This window comes from Chryseobacterium camelliae (genome assembly GCF_030818575.1).
Taxonomy (GTDB): domain Bacteria; phylum Bacteroidota; class Bacteroidia; order Flavobacteriales; family Weeksellaceae; genus Chryseobacterium; species Chryseobacterium camelliae_A.
This window is the reverse complement of record NZ_JAUTAL010000001.1, coordinates 792,882-805,824: the sequence shown is the minus strand read 5'-3', so window position 1 is coordinate 805,824 and position 12,943 is coordinate 792,882. Positions and strand designations below refer to the sequence as shown.

At 42.7% G+C, this 12,943-nt stretch carries 18 protein-coding genes; 8 read left to right on the top strand and 10 right to left on the bottom strand.

The window, feature by feature from the left end; all coding sequences use genetic code 11:
* The first annotated feature begins 27 nt into the window (after positions 1-27).
* The 8 genes from QE404_RS03675 (at position 28) to lipB (ending at position 6,571) form a co-directional block, all read left to right on the top strand.
* Positions 28-642 carry an anthranilate synthase component II gene (locus QE404_RS03675; protein WP_307446631.1) on the top strand — a complete coding sequence of 205 codons (615 nt, stop codon included), beginning with the start codon at positions 28-30 and terminating at the stop codon, positions 640-642.
* A gap of 33 nt (positions 643-675) precedes the next feature.
* Positions 676-1,662 (top strand): anthranilate phosphoribosyltransferase, encoded by a 987-nt coding sequence (trpD, locus tag QE404_RS03670; RefSeq protein ID WP_307446628.1) that lies wholly within the window; start codon positions 676-678, stop codon positions 1,660-1,662.
* A 55-nt stretch (positions 1,663-1,717) separates the two neighbouring features.
* Positions 1,718-2,509 carry an indole-3-glycerol phosphate synthase TrpC gene (trpC, locus tag QE404_RS03665; RefSeq protein WP_307446626.1) on the top strand — a complete coding sequence of 264 codons (792 nt, stop codon included), beginning with the start codon at positions 1,718-1,720 and terminating at the stop codon, positions 2,507-2,509.
* A 5-nt stretch (positions 2,510-2,514) separates the two neighbouring features.
* On the top strand, positions 2,515-3,183 hold the full coding sequence (locus QE404_RS03660) for a phosphoribosylanthranilate isomerase (RefSeq protein WP_307446623.1): 669 nt from the start codon (positions 2,515-2,517) through the stop codon (positions 3,181-3,183).
* Between the two features lie 117 nt (positions 3,184-3,300).
* Complete coding sequence (locus QE404_RS03655) at positions 3,301-3,837, top strand: GNAT family N-acetyltransferase (RefSeq protein ID WP_307446620.1); 537 nt, start codon at positions 3,301-3,303, stop codon at positions 3,835-3,837.
* Positions 3,838-3,840: 3 nt separating this feature from the next.
* Positions 3,841-5,052: a tryptophan synthase subunit beta gene (trpB, locus tag QE404_RS03650; protein WP_307446618.1), complete on the top strand. Its 1,212-nt coding sequence runs from the start codon at positions 3,841-3,843 to the stop codon at positions 5,050-5,052.
* 22 nt (positions 5,053-5,074) lie between these two features.
* On the top strand, positions 5,075-5,809 hold the full coding sequence (gene trpA, locus QE404_RS03645; RefSeq protein WP_307446616.1) for a tryptophan synthase subunit alpha: 735 nt from the start codon (positions 5,075-5,077) through the stop codon (positions 5,807-5,809).
* A 33-nt stretch (positions 5,810-5,842) separates the two neighbouring features.
* Positions 5,843-6,571 (top strand): lipoyl(octanoyl) transferase LipB, encoded by a 729-nt coding sequence (gene lipB / locus QE404_RS03640; RefSeq protein ID WP_307446613.1) that lies wholly within the window; start codon positions 5,843-5,845, stop codon positions 6,569-6,571.
* 82 nt (positions 6,572-6,653) lie between these two features.
* Here the strand turns inward: lipB and QE404_RS03635 are convergent, their stop codons facing one another.
* From QE404_RS03635 to QE404_RS03590, 10 genes are all read right to left on the bottom strand, one after another.
* Positions 6,654-7,409 carry an SDR family oxidoreductase gene (locus QE404_RS03635; protein ID WP_307446610.1) on the bottom strand — a complete coding sequence of 252 codons (756 nt, stop codon included), beginning with the start codon at positions 7,407-7,409 and terminating at the stop codon, positions 6,654-6,656.
* 157 nt (positions 7,410-7,566) lie between these two features.
* The gene (locus QE404_RS03630) at positions 7,567-8,025 is read right to left on the bottom strand and encodes a DoxX family protein (RefSeq protein WP_307446607.1); all 459 of its coding nucleotides are present in this window, start codon (positions 8,023-8,025) and stop codon (positions 7,567-7,569) included.
* A 29-nt stretch (positions 8,026-8,054) separates the two neighbouring features.
* A complete protein-coding gene (locus tag QE404_RS03625) occupies positions 8,055-8,495 on the bottom strand; it encodes an SRPBCC domain-containing protein (protein ID WP_307446603.1) in 441 nt (146 codons plus the stop codon).
* Between the two features lie 99 nt (positions 8,496-8,594).
* A complete protein-coding gene (locus tag QE404_RS03620) occupies positions 8,595-9,428 on the bottom strand; it encodes an SDR family oxidoreductase (protein ID WP_307446600.1) in 834 nt (277 codons plus the stop codon).
* A 49-nt stretch (positions 9,429-9,477) separates the two neighbouring features.
* The gene (locus QE404_RS03615) at positions 9,478-10,341 is read right to left on the bottom strand and encodes a VOC family protein (protein WP_307446598.1); all 864 of its coding nucleotides are present in this window, start codon (positions 10,339-10,341) and stop codon (positions 9,478-9,480) included.
* An 11-nt stretch (positions 10,342-10,352) separates the two neighbouring features.
* Positions 10,353-10,667: a DNA-directed RNA polymerase subunit alpha C-terminal domain-containing protein gene (locus QE404_RS03610; RefSeq protein ID WP_307446595.1), complete on the bottom strand. Its 315-nt coding sequence runs from the start codon at positions 10,665-10,667 to the stop codon at positions 10,353-10,355.
* A gap of 11 nt (positions 10,668-10,678) precedes the next feature.
* A complete protein-coding gene (locus QE404_RS03605; protein ID WP_307446592.1) occupies positions 10,679-11,095 on the bottom strand; it encodes an SRPBCC family protein in 417 nt (138 codons plus the stop codon).
* Positions 11,096-11,168: 73 nt separating this feature from the next.
* Complete coding sequence (locus tag QE404_RS03600) at positions 11,169-11,600, bottom strand: VOC family protein (protein ID WP_307446590.1); 432 nt, start codon at positions 11,598-11,600, stop codon at positions 11,169-11,171.
* A gap of 51 nt (positions 11,601-11,651) precedes the next feature.
* Positions 11,652-12,059, bottom strand: a complete 408-nt coding sequence (locus QE404_RS03595; RefSeq protein WP_307446587.1) for a VOC family protein — start codon at positions 12,057-12,059, stop codon at positions 11,652-11,654.
* Between the two features lie 176 nt (positions 12,060-12,235).
* Positions 12,236-12,832 (bottom strand): Crp/Fnr family transcriptional regulator, encoded by a 597-nt coding sequence (locus QE404_RS03590; RefSeq protein ID WP_307446583.1) that lies wholly within the window; start codon positions 12,830-12,832, stop codon positions 12,236-12,238.
* Positions 12,833-12,943 lie beyond the last annotated feature (111 nt).

Here is a 12,943-nt window from a genome sequence, read left to right as displayed (position 1 = left end):
TAACTAAACAAACAACTGTTAATAAAAATGAACACTACCCTACCTATAAATACATCCGATACAAATCAGGAAACAAAAATCCTGGTTTTTGATAACTATGACAGTTTTACCTATAATCTTGTGCAGATCATAGAGAGAATCTTAAACAGAAAAGTGGATGTTGTAAGGAACGATGAAATTTCTCTGGAAGAGATTGCACAATATGATAAAATCATTCTTTCACCTGGTCCCGGTATTCCGGAAGAAGCAGGCATCCTGCTGGACCTGATCCGGGAATATGCTCCCAGCAAAAGCATCCTGGGCGTTTGCCTGGGTCAGCAAGCCATTGCAGAAGCATTTGGCGGAACTCTGATCAACCTGTCTGAGATCTTCCATGGTGTTTCTACCCCGGCCCATCTGGTCAGGGAAGAAACCAAACTTTTCCGGAACCTTAGTTCCGGAATGGAAGTCGGAAGATACCACAGCTGGGCTGTTGACACGGAAGGTTTTCCAGAAGAACTGGAGATTACCGCCGTGGATAATGATGGCATGATCATGGCCCTGCAACATAGACAATATGATGTGCATGGCGTCCAGTTCCATCCTGAAAGCATCCTGACGCCGGACGGAGAAACCATCATCCGAAACTTTCTTCTGCATTAAGACCAGACTGATTAATATTTACAGAATCCTGTTATGAAAGAAATACTGCAATACCTGTTCAATCATTATACACTCTCCAAATCTGAGGCGAAAGCGATCATGCTTGAAATTGCCCACAATAAATTCAATGATGCTGAAATCACAGCTTTCATCAGTGTCTTCCTGCTTAGAAATATCACCCTGCAGGAACTGGAAGGCTTCCGGGAAGCACTTTTACAGATGGCGGTCCCGGTAACGCTGGAAGAAGACGGCTTGCTGGATATCGTAGGAACGGGCGGTGACGGAAAAGACACCATCAATATCTCTACCCTGGCCAGCTTTGTTGTTGCGGGGACCGGACAGAAGGTGGCCAAGCATGGAAATTACGGCGCTTCAACGGCTACGGGTGCTTCCAATGTGCTGGAAGAGCTGGGCTACCAGTTTAAAAAAACCTCAGAAGACCTCAACGAAGACCTTTTCAAAGCCAACATCTGCTTCCTGCATGCCCCCTATTTCCATCCTGCCCTGAAGTCCGTGGGCGCCTTGAGGAAAGCCCTTGGACTGCGTACATTCTTCAATCTTTTAGGACCGTTAGTCAATCCTGCAAAACCAAAATATTCTGTGATCGGAGTCTATAACCTTGAAATTGCACGGATTTACCAATACCTGCTGCAGAAAGACAGCAGGGAATTTGTCCTGGTTCATGGCATGGATGGATATGACGAAATCAGCCTTACACAGGATACCAAGATCATCACAAAATACGGTGAGGAAATGTATTCCGCTCAGGACCTCGGCTTCCATGCCGTAAGTCCGGAAAGCATCCAGGCCGGAGCAACCATTGGAGAAACGGCGGCTTTATTCAGGAAGATCCTGGAAGGAAAAGGCACGGAACAGCAGAATTCCGTGGTGCTGGCGAATGCTGCCGTAGCACTTTACCATACTCACCAGTACGGAAGTTATAAAGATTGCCTCCTGATGGCTGAAGAAAGCCTGAAAAACGGCAAAGCCCTGCAAAGCCTAACATTGCTGCTTCAATAGAAGATGCGGAATTTTTAAAAAGCATCCATTATAATAGCCTTTAAAATAACCTATTATGACCATATTAGATCAAATCATACACAGGAAAAAAGAAGAAGTTTTATCAGCTAAATCTAAAATCCCTTTGGCCGTGCTTAAAGATTCTCCGTTTTTCAGGAGGAAAACTAATTCTTTAAAGACTTCCCTGAAAAACAGCACGGGAATTATTGCGGAATTCAAACGGCAGTCACCATCCAAAGGGATTATTAACGATACATCTACTCCTTTAGAAGTAGTTTCAGGCTATGAACGCACCGGAGCCGGGGGAGTGTCTATCCTTACCGACCATGATTTTTTCGGCGGAAGCCTGGATGATATTGCGGAAGTAAGAAACCACATCCGTATTCCGGTTTTACGTAAAGATTTCATGATTGATGAATACCAGTTTTATGAGGCTAAAAGCATTGGTGCCGATGCCGTGCTGCTGATTGCCGCATGCCTTTCTCCGGAACAGGTAACTGAATTCACTGCATTATCCCATGAACTGGGTCTGGAAGTACTGCTAGAAATCCATGCCGAAACCGAACTTCAGCATTATCATTCCGCTATTGATATGGTTGGCATTAATAACAGGAACCTGAAAGATTTTAAGGTTGATTTACAGCATTCCGTACAGCTTAAAGATATGCTTCCTAAAGAGACACTCTCTGTAGCGGAAAGCGGCATTTATACTGTTAAGGATTTCCTGTTCCTTAAAGAGCAAGGCTTTGATGCTTTCCTGATGGGCGAATATTTTATGAAAAACAGTGATCCGGGACAGGCTTTTGCAGGTTTTGTCAATGAGTTTACCCATGGACATTTATTATAAGGGATATGAAGAAAGGAATAGAGGCGCTGAAAGTATGCGGCATGACCAGGAAAGAGCAGATTAATGAGCTTATTGCCATGAATGTGGACTTTATAGGGTTCATATTTTATGAATGTTCTCCACGCTTTGTACTGAACTCGCTCACATTGGCCGACATTCAATCTATAGACCATTCTGGAAAGACCGGTGTATTTGTAAATGAATCAGTCGAAAAAATTATTGAAATAGCCGAAAAAGCTGGTTTAAATATGATCCAGCTGCACGGAGATGAAGATCAGGATTACATTAGTGAACTCAGAAAAGAGGCAGGCAATAAAATTAAAATTATGAAGGCTGTTAGAATTGGGTTCCAGGATACTGTTTCAAAAGAGCAGTATTCAGAAAAGATTTCGGAACAGATCCGGGCTGTTCGGCACGATGTGGATTATATTTTGTTTGATACGGACAGCAAAGGATACGGCGGTACAGGAAAAAGCTTTGACTGGAGTCTCCTTGACAGCCTGGATATTCCGATTCCCTATTTTTTAAGCGGCGGGATTTCAGAAGCCAATATAAATGACTTGGACATGATCAGCCATAAGCCTTTTGCCATTGATATCAATTCCAAGTTCGAACGGGCACCAGGTGATAAAGACATAGAAAAAATAAAAACTTTTAAAAATGGTATCTGCTAAAAAGAATACCGAGATGAATTCATCATCATTTCAGAAAAAAAATTTGATGAAAAAGTATTCCGAGGATTGATTTTGATAAAGCAATACGATCAGATTGTAATAATATTCGCTTGACAAATGAAATATGAAACCAAAAAAGTACATGAATTAACCGCCACACAGATTGAAGATATCCTGGAACTCTGGAATGTACCCCAGTGGAATGGCATTACAACAGATGAGTTCCGGACGTCATTCAGCAATTCGGAATTTCACTTTCTTGTAGAAGGTAATAAAATTCTTGCTGTACTGAGATTGAACATGGATTTAATTCTGGACATCGATGATAAAGAACACGCTTTTATGGAAGTAGTAGGTTTTGTTTCATCAGAAAAGAATAAAGGGTATGGCAGGAAACTCCTCCATTATTTTAAAGATCATATTCAGGAAAGAAATCTTGAAGTTATTGGTTTCTGTAAGGCAGAATTACGTCCCTTTTATGAAAAGTGTCAGATCAGAATTTTATATAATCAGGCCAGGATTATTAAAGAAAAAGAAGGAACAGCTTGGATCAATTCTGAAGATGATGATACCTTGATCTTCACTTTATCCGATGAAAAAGCAACATTGCTAAGCCAGCTTCCTGAAAACAAAACATATTTAAAAGATCAATAAAAAATGAAATATAAAAACCCAGACGAAAACGGATACTACGGTGCATTTGGCGGAGCGTTCATCCCCGAAATGCTGTACCCTAATGTAGAGGAACTGCAGAACAGTTATATTGCCATCATAGAATCTGAAGATTTCCAGCAGGAATACCAGGACCTCTTGAAAAATTATGTAGGACGTGCCACACCGCTGTATTTTGCTAAAAACTTAAGTAAAAAATACAATACTCAGATCTACCTGAAACGGGAAGATCTGAATCACACCGGAGCACACAAGATCAATAATGCACTTGGACAGGTTTTGTTGGCCAAAAGACTCGGCAAAAAAAGGATTATCGCAGAAACAGGAGCCGGACAGCACGGTGTGGCGACTGCGACCGCCTGCGCCCTGCTCGGACTGGAGTGCATCGTGTATATGGGAGAAGTGGATATCAAACGGCAGGCACCCAATGTAGCCCGGATGAATATGCTGGGTGCGAAGGTAGTGCCATCCACATCAGGTTCCAAAACCCTGAAAGATGCGGTAAACGAGGCACTGCGCGACTGGATCAGTAATCCTGTGACGACCCATTACGTCATCGGAAGCGTCGTTGGTCCCCATCCGTTCCCTGACCTTGTGGCAAGGTTCCAGAGTATTATCTCTCAGGAAATCCGGGAACAACTGTACGAGCAGACCGGAAACCGAAATCCTGACTATGTCATAGCCTGTGTAGGCGGCGGAAGCAATGCTGCGGGTACTTTTTACCATTTTGTGGAGGAAGAGAATGTTAAACTGATTGCCGCAGAAGCGGGTGGCTTAGGCATAGATTCAGGAAAAACAGCAGCAACGACTTTTTTAGGGACACTGGGCGTCCTGCATGGAAGCAAAAGCCTGGTCATGCAAACAGCGGACGGACAGGTGATTGAGCCGCATTCAATTTCTGCGGGGCTGGATTACCCGGGTATTGGACCTTTTCATGCGCACCTTTTCAACGAAAAACGGGCTGAATTTTTCAGCATTACGGATGAAGAGGCATTACAGTCTGCCTTTGCACTGACCCGCTCCGAAGGCATTATTCCGGCGCTGGAAAGTGCCCACGCTCTGGCAGTTCTGGACCAGAAAACGTTCAAACCTGATGAGGTGATCGTCATTTGCTTAAGCGGCCGCGGAGATAAGGATATGGAAACCTATTTAAAGAAAATCCAGGATATGGATCAGGAACTTTCTGGTCAACTCTAACCAATCTTAGCTTTTTATTCAAATGAAAAAACTTAATATATACTTTACGGCCGGTATTCCTGAAGCCGAAGACACAGCAGATATCATGAAGCTGATCCAGGATTCCGGAGCAGAAATGATGGAAATCGGCATGCCGTATTCTGATCCTGTAGCGGACGGACCGGTAATCCAGCAGGCCCATGAACGGGCCCTTCATAACGGCATGACGCTTGAGAAACTTTTTTCCCAATTGAAATCCGTTAAAGACGACATCACGATTCCGGTTATCCTGATGGGGTATATCAATCCGGTACTGAGTTTCGGATTTGAAAGGTTTTGTGCGGCCTGTGCGGAAAGCGGAGTTTCCGGACTCATCATTCCGGACCTGCCACCCGTTGAGTTTGAAAAGAATTATGGACCGGTGATCAGGAAATACGGCCTTAATTTCACATTTCTGGTAACTCCTGAAACGTCTTCGGAAAGAATCCTGTATCTGGATTCCCTGAGTTCAGGTTTTTTATATGCCGTAAGTTCTTCCTCTACAACCGGCAGCCAGAAAGCAGCCGTCAACAACGAAGATTATCTTTCCAAACTGGCCTCATTACCACTTACCAATCCTTTAATGATCGGCTTTGGCATCCAGTCCAGGCAGGATTTTGAAAGGGTGACCAAATATGCGGACGGCGGAATCATAGGGACTGCTTTCGTTAATATTCTGCTTCATGAAACCGAATGGAAGGAAAAAGCGACCCGCTTTATCCGCTCTGTTAAAGCTTAAAAAATCACTATCTTTGTACTTCAATAACTGGATATGAATACACATCAGAACAAAGCAGTGGTGTTTGAGGACTTAGGCATTAAAGACTATCAGTCTGCTTGGGATTATCAGGAGCAACTGATGAAAGGGATCATTGATACCAAGATCAGGAACCGGGACCTGCCTCCTGAGCAGCACCATACAACGTCCAATTATCTGCTTTTTGTAGAGCATCCGCATGTATACACACTGGGTAAAAGCGGTCATGAAGAAAATATGCTGGCCGGAATGGAGCAGCTTAAAGAAATAGAAGCCACTTTTGTAAAGACCAACCGTGGCGGGGACATTACCTATCACGGCTACGGGCAGCTGGTAGGATATCCGATTTTAGACCTTGAAAATTTCTTTACGGACATTCACCTGTATATGAGGAACCTTGAAGAAGTTATTATAAGGACTATTGCTGAATTCGGTCTGAAAGGGGAACGTTCAAAAGGGGAAACCGGCGTATGGCTGGATGTGGGAAAACCTTATGCGAGGAAAATCTGTGCCATGGGTGTTAAAGCATCCCGTTGGGTAACCCTGCACGGTTTTGCGCTCAACGTCAATACAGACATGCGGTATTTTGAATATATTATCCCATGCGGCATTAAAGACAAGCAGGTTACCTCTCTGAAAAGAGAGCTGGAAAGGGATCTGACTCCTGAAGAAATTGAAAAAGTAAAATCTGCGGTCAGAAAACATTTTACCGAAGTTTTTGAAGCAGAGCTTGTCAATGTATAATAAACTGACAAATATTGCAGCAGGCACCACGTGCGCAATAATAATATATAAAACCCATCGTGCATCAGATGGGTTTTAATTTTTAATGACCAACCACGGAAATCCCCGCGTCTACCCGGAGTTCCGCACCATGGATATAGGATGCATCACAGGAGGCCAGAAATAGTACAGCCCGGGCAATTTCAGCCGGATCTCCCTGCCGTTTAAATGGAATCGCAGGAATGATTTGCTGGATAGCTTCATCAATCTGCTCAGGGTTAAGACCGGTATTATTAAAAATATTCGTCTTGATATGTCCCGGACTTATGCCATTTACGCGGATTCCTCTGGCAGTAAGTTCCGTCGCAAAGCTTTTTATGAATGATTGTACGGCTGATTTCGCTGCTGAATAAACTGAGAAATTGGGCATTGACATTTCGGTGGCAATTGAAGTATTAAAGATAACCGAACTTCCCTCTTTCATGAGCGGCAGCATCTGCTGTACCGTAAAAAACGAACCTTTTACAAGCGTGTTGAACAGCTCATCAAAAAAGGTATCATTCACAGCCTCAATAGGGGCAAATTTTCCGTAGCCGGCATTCGCGAAGACAAGGTCTATGCTGTCTGTGTAATTTTTTACCTCCCGTTGCAAATTCATGACGTCTTTTAAATTGCCCGCATCACAGATCATTCCGAAAGCTCTGTTACCCAAATTTTTCATTGCTTCACTGACTGTTTTTTCACTTCTTCCTGTAATGACCACGCTTCCGCCTTCGCTGATGAACTGTTCTGCCGTAGCAAAGCCCATTCCGCTGGTTCCGCCAGTGATCAGGGCAAATTTGTTTTTAAATCTCTGCATTGTTTTTAATTTAAATGATGATGCAAAGATTATTATTTTAAGGCCTTGTAAAAATCCGGAACTTGCTGAATTCAGGATATGAATGATGCCGCTGGTATCGCATGGTGAAAAGTATGGATCAATAAAAACGTCTCAACATTACTGTGAGACGTTTTTATTAGTTTAAGTGTATTCCGAAGAACCATGTCCAGGCAATTAAGATAATCTGCATCGGAAGTCTTTCCTTATAGAGATAGTTCATGCCCGGGCCGGTATAATCTGCTTTGAACAGGTTAATCCTTTTCCTGGATGAATTGATATTGGCAACAAAAACCAGCATAAAAAAGATGATCAGCAAAACGGCAGTCAGTTCCCGTAAAGAGGGAATCAAAAGTCCTATGCCGGCGGCTATTTCAATAAAGCCGGTAGCATACACCCAGAATATTTTAGCAGGAATGAAATCAGGAATCATCATGGCCATCCCTTTCTGATATCTGAAATGAGCTATTCCGGTAAAAAAAAGGAATATGGCCATCCCGAAGTTTCCTGAAAACAGAATATTCCATTCTCCCTGAAACACCCTGGTTCCAACAAGTGCAAGTAGGAAACTCCCGAACATGATCACCAGTAATTTCATAGCCGCAATATTGTAATATAATTTATCATCTAAACCTGTTCTGCCAATTGTTTTACGGTTTGAAGGCCTTTTGTAAAGCCTGCATCCATCGCTTCCCGTCTCTGTTTCTCTGCCTGAACTTCTATATAAAGTTTGGTTTTTCCGCCAAACTCAGTAAGAAAATACCTTTCGAAAGAGCCGCTCCATTCTTTTACTTCTTTGCTCTGCGTATCTTCTACTCCGTCTTTTAATACGCCCAAATGTTTAAAAACTACGTAATGAGGCTGTTGCAGGCTCCCTATCGTAGAAACCAATCCGTTTCCTTCCGCATTCAGGAAATACGTTTTTCCTCCGATCTGCCAGTCAGATTTAACTTTAGATCCAGGGTTAAAGTACTGAGTCCATTTACCATACGTTTCATCACCCCAAAGCACATTCCAAACTTTCTGCAGCGAAGACTCAATCATAATCATGTAAGATAGTGTTTCCATAATTGTTATAGTGTAAAATCACAAATTTGTGAGTACAAAAAAAAGATTTTTTTTTTGATTTTTAAATATGTTAATAAGGCTTTAACATAATATTTTAATTTAACCTCCTACAAAATCTCCGCCATTAATGTGGATAATATCGCCGGTGATATAACTTGAGTCTTCAGAAGCCAGGAAAACGAATGCAGGAGCCACTTCAGAGGGTTGTCCTGCCCTCTTCAGCGGAGTGTCTTTTCCAAAATCGGAAACATCGTCAAAAGTTTCTTTTACCAGTGGGGTCCATATAGGTCCCGGTGCAATTCCATTAACCAGAATCTTCTTTTCGGCAAGATTGGTGGCCATGGAACGTATGAAGGTAGCAATAGCCCCTTTTGTGGAAGAATAATCGATGAGGTGGTCACTGCCGCGATAGGCCGTTACGGATGTAGTACAGATGATCCTGCTGCCTTGCTGCATGAGCGAAAGGCAATCCCGGGTAAAGGAGATCATGGAAATGATATTGGTATTGAAGGTTTTCAGGATCTGCTCGTCGCTGATATTTTCTATTTCATTTTTGGGAGACTGTATTGCGGCATTATTCACGAGGATATCAATCTTCCCCCAATCCTGGGCAATCTGATCTATGATCTGCTTCCTGAATGCTTTATCGGAAATATCGCCTTTCAGCAACAGGCATTGCCGGCCTTCTTCTTCAACAAGTTTTTTGGTTTCTTCAGCATCGTCATCACTTTCTTTATATATGATGGAAACATCTGCCCCTTCCCTGGCAAAGTGAACAGCCACTGCCTGGCCGATTCCGCTGTCACCTCCGGATATCAGAGCTTTCCGTCCCAGAAGCTTTTCACTGCCTTTGTAACCTTCCCGGATAATCTCGGGATACAGGCCTTCCTGGGGCACCTCTGATTTGGATTGTGATTGGTTGTGTGTTTTCATATTAATTTAGATTTCATAATAACACATCAAACAACACGCCGAAACACACTTATGAATAATAAGCTTTTTCCAAATCCTCTATAATAATTTTCTGCATCTGAAACATTGCCTGAACGACTTTATGAGCCTTTGCAGGATCCTGATCATTCATCAGCTCGATCAGCCTTTTGGGAACGATCTGCCAGCTGAGCCCATAACGGTCCTTCAGCCATCCGCACATGCTTTCCCTGCCGCCACCTGCAACCAGTGCATTCCAGTAATGGTCGGTTTGGCTCTGATCATCGGTCATTACCACAATTGATATGGCTTCGTTGAAATCAAACTGGTGATCATATGAGTTTTCCGTGCATAGAAAGCTGTACCCATTAATGATAAAATGCCCCTGGCTGATATGTCCTGCCGGTTCAGCATTATTATTTTCACCTGAATCACCATATCTCTGTATTTTTTTAATTTCCGAATCAGGAAAAATCTGTGTATACAATTCCATAGCTTGCTGTGCTTTACCATTGTTCTGATGGATGAACATTAAAGCAGGCATAATCTTCTGTTCAGGTATTTTTTCATCCAGCGTCAGTTGCCAGCTTACCCCGTACTGGTCTTCCACCCAGCCAAACTTCCTGCTCCACGGATAGGAATCCAGAGGCATCATCACTTTTCCTTTTTCACTGAGCCGTTGCCAATATCCGAGGATTTCTTCTTCAGTTTGGCAAAATACCGTAAAAGATACGGAAGGATTCTTGGTGAATTGCGGACCGGCATTCAGCAGCATGAATTTCTGTCCGAAAAGTTCGATGTTCAATACTACAGGAGTATCTGCCGTAAGCTTTCCGCCGAAAACCTCACAGTAAAACCGCGCCGATGCTACAGCATCCTGATCATACCACAGGCACGGAAAAATATTGTTGTTCATAATCTCTGATATTAAATAACGTTTGATTTGCCTTTTCTTTCTGTAAGTTCCGTCATAATTTTAATCTTACTTCCCGGATTGTTCCGGAAATCCGCCTGATGATCCTTCATATACTTCTTCAGCCTCTGCATGGAATATTTTCCGAAACCCTGCATTTGCAGGATTTCCGCTTCAGAATATCCGCACAGCTTTTCCAGTGAATCGATTTTCTCTCTTTCCAGCGCTCTTCTGGCTGTTACAGGCAGGATATCCTTTAAAAAGTCACTTTCCGGATGGTAAGGAACAACATTTTTAAGGCATTTGGCCATAAGCACTAAATTGATCATACCCGGAAGAGTTATGCATTTTCCTCCACATACTTATGGAAGTTATTCATAATGGCATACCATCCGTCCCGCTGCATCTGTATGGGATTTTGATTTTCAGGCTCGAAAGTCTGGATAAGCTTTGTGGTATGGGCATCGATCTGCTCGAAAAGAACTTTCACTTTTCGGCCGTCATCCAGATGGTATTTTATCCTGTGTTCAGGAACAATTTCATCGTATGTTCCCTGAAAGTCAAATCCGAAGCTGCCGTTTTTTGCTTCCATGCGGTACCTGAAAGTTCCGCCTTCCTTCAGGTTGTTTTCCGCTTCCGGACAATGCCAGGTTTCATCCGCAAAATTCCAGCGGATAATATGTTCCGGACTGTTAAAATACTGCCAGACTTTCTCTGCAGAAGCAAGAATAGTAATTTCAAGGGTGATAGATTCCATAATATCGATTTAAGAAATGGTGTAAAAAAGGTACCCACAACATGGATACCACTTAACTGATTTAAAGGTAAGACTATTTTGGATAGGATTCATTATAATTGATCATCCAATATATTCCGTAACGGTCCTGGAAGCTTCCGAAATAGTCTCCCCAGCACTGGTCTTCAATAGGCATCTCAATGGTTCCTCCCTCTGAAAGAGCATGGAAGATCCGGTCTGCTTCGTCCCTTGAATCGGGAAAAACAGATACATAATTGCTGTTTCCGATATTCAGCTTCTGTCCGAAACCCGGAACAATATCAGATGCCATGAGGAGATCATCTCCTATCGGAAGTGCAATGTGCATAACGCGGTTTTTCTCTTCTTCAGAAAGGCTTTCCGTTCCGGGGGCATTTCCCATTTTGTAAATTTCTCCCAGGAATTCCCCTCCGAAGACGGATTTGTAAAAATGAAAAGCTTCTTCTGCTTTTCCGTCAAAATTTAGGTACGGATTAAGTTTAGGCATAGGTTTGAAGTTATGAGTTATGAGTTTGCAGGCTTGTCTAATGATGATTGATTATTCCGGGAGCTTTGGAGAATCAACATAGATGATGTTCCAGCCATAGCCATTGATATCCCAGAAAGAGTTCTGGTACATCCCGTTGTAATCCTGAGGCTCTTCATGTTGGGAAGATCCATTTTTTACCGCGGTAGCTACCATCCGGTCCACCTCCTCACGGCTGTTCAGGCCTAAAGCAAGAAGCACCTGTATTGTCCCGGCTTCCGGAACAGGCTTTTCCGAAAAAGTGCGGAAATAGTCTTCCTGAAGAAACATAACCGATATCTGCCCCTGTTTCATCACAATACATACACCCTTTTCATTTGACATCTGTTCGTCGGCGGTAAAACCCAGCTTTGTCCAGAATTCCTTTGTTTCCTGAACGTTTTTCACAGCAAGGTTAATATAAATCTGATTGATTTCCATGTAGTTATTTTTAGTTAGACCTTTAAACCAAAATTAACGGCTTGGCAGGACAATTAGCTTGCCATAAGGCAAGAATTACCATTAAGTTCAAGTTTTTTATCCGTTGTGTGTGTATGCAGGAACCTTTTTTGACAAAATAACTATGGTCTGCTCCCAGGCAGAATAGGATTATGACATCAGGACTGGATTTTACCAGGATGTGAAACCAGTTCCTTCCGTATACGGCTCAAAGAGGTGTCCGTAACGCCCAGATAGGAAGCAATCTGTTTTAACGGCGCGTACCGGATGACTTCCGGTTTCTGCTCCAGGAGGTTCAGATAGCGCTTCGTAGCGGAGAGCGTAAACATTTCCACAGAACGCTGCTTGTACAGGAAAAGCTGCTGTGACATCCAGGCCCTTCCCCATTCCCTGAGGTTGGGAATCCTGTGGAATAAATCCTGAAAAGCTTCAAAACTCAGCTTCCAGCATTCACAATCCGTAATGCAGACCATATTTTCCTGTGCCGGTATCCGTTGAAACAGGGAAGAGACTTCAATGATAATTTCATTTTCGGTAAAAAAATTGGTGGTGACTTCATTTCCGTTGAAATCATTGACAAAAGAACGGGCAAGCCCCTTTTCAAGAATGAAATATTCATTGGCCGTTTTACTTTCCCTGAGGATATATTCTCCTTTATGAAAGGTAACCCGTTCGTGCGCCTGGAAAATTTCGGCAAGCTCTTCATCAAGGAAGAACGGAAATTCATACGAAATCTGTAACGCTTTGCTGGTCATTGCTTTTAAATTTAAACTTCTTAAAAGTAACTTTTTTACCGGATATGATCAAAAAAGATTCAGGGTTAACAATTCCCTGCCTTTATTAGAATATTTCAAACAAAAAATATT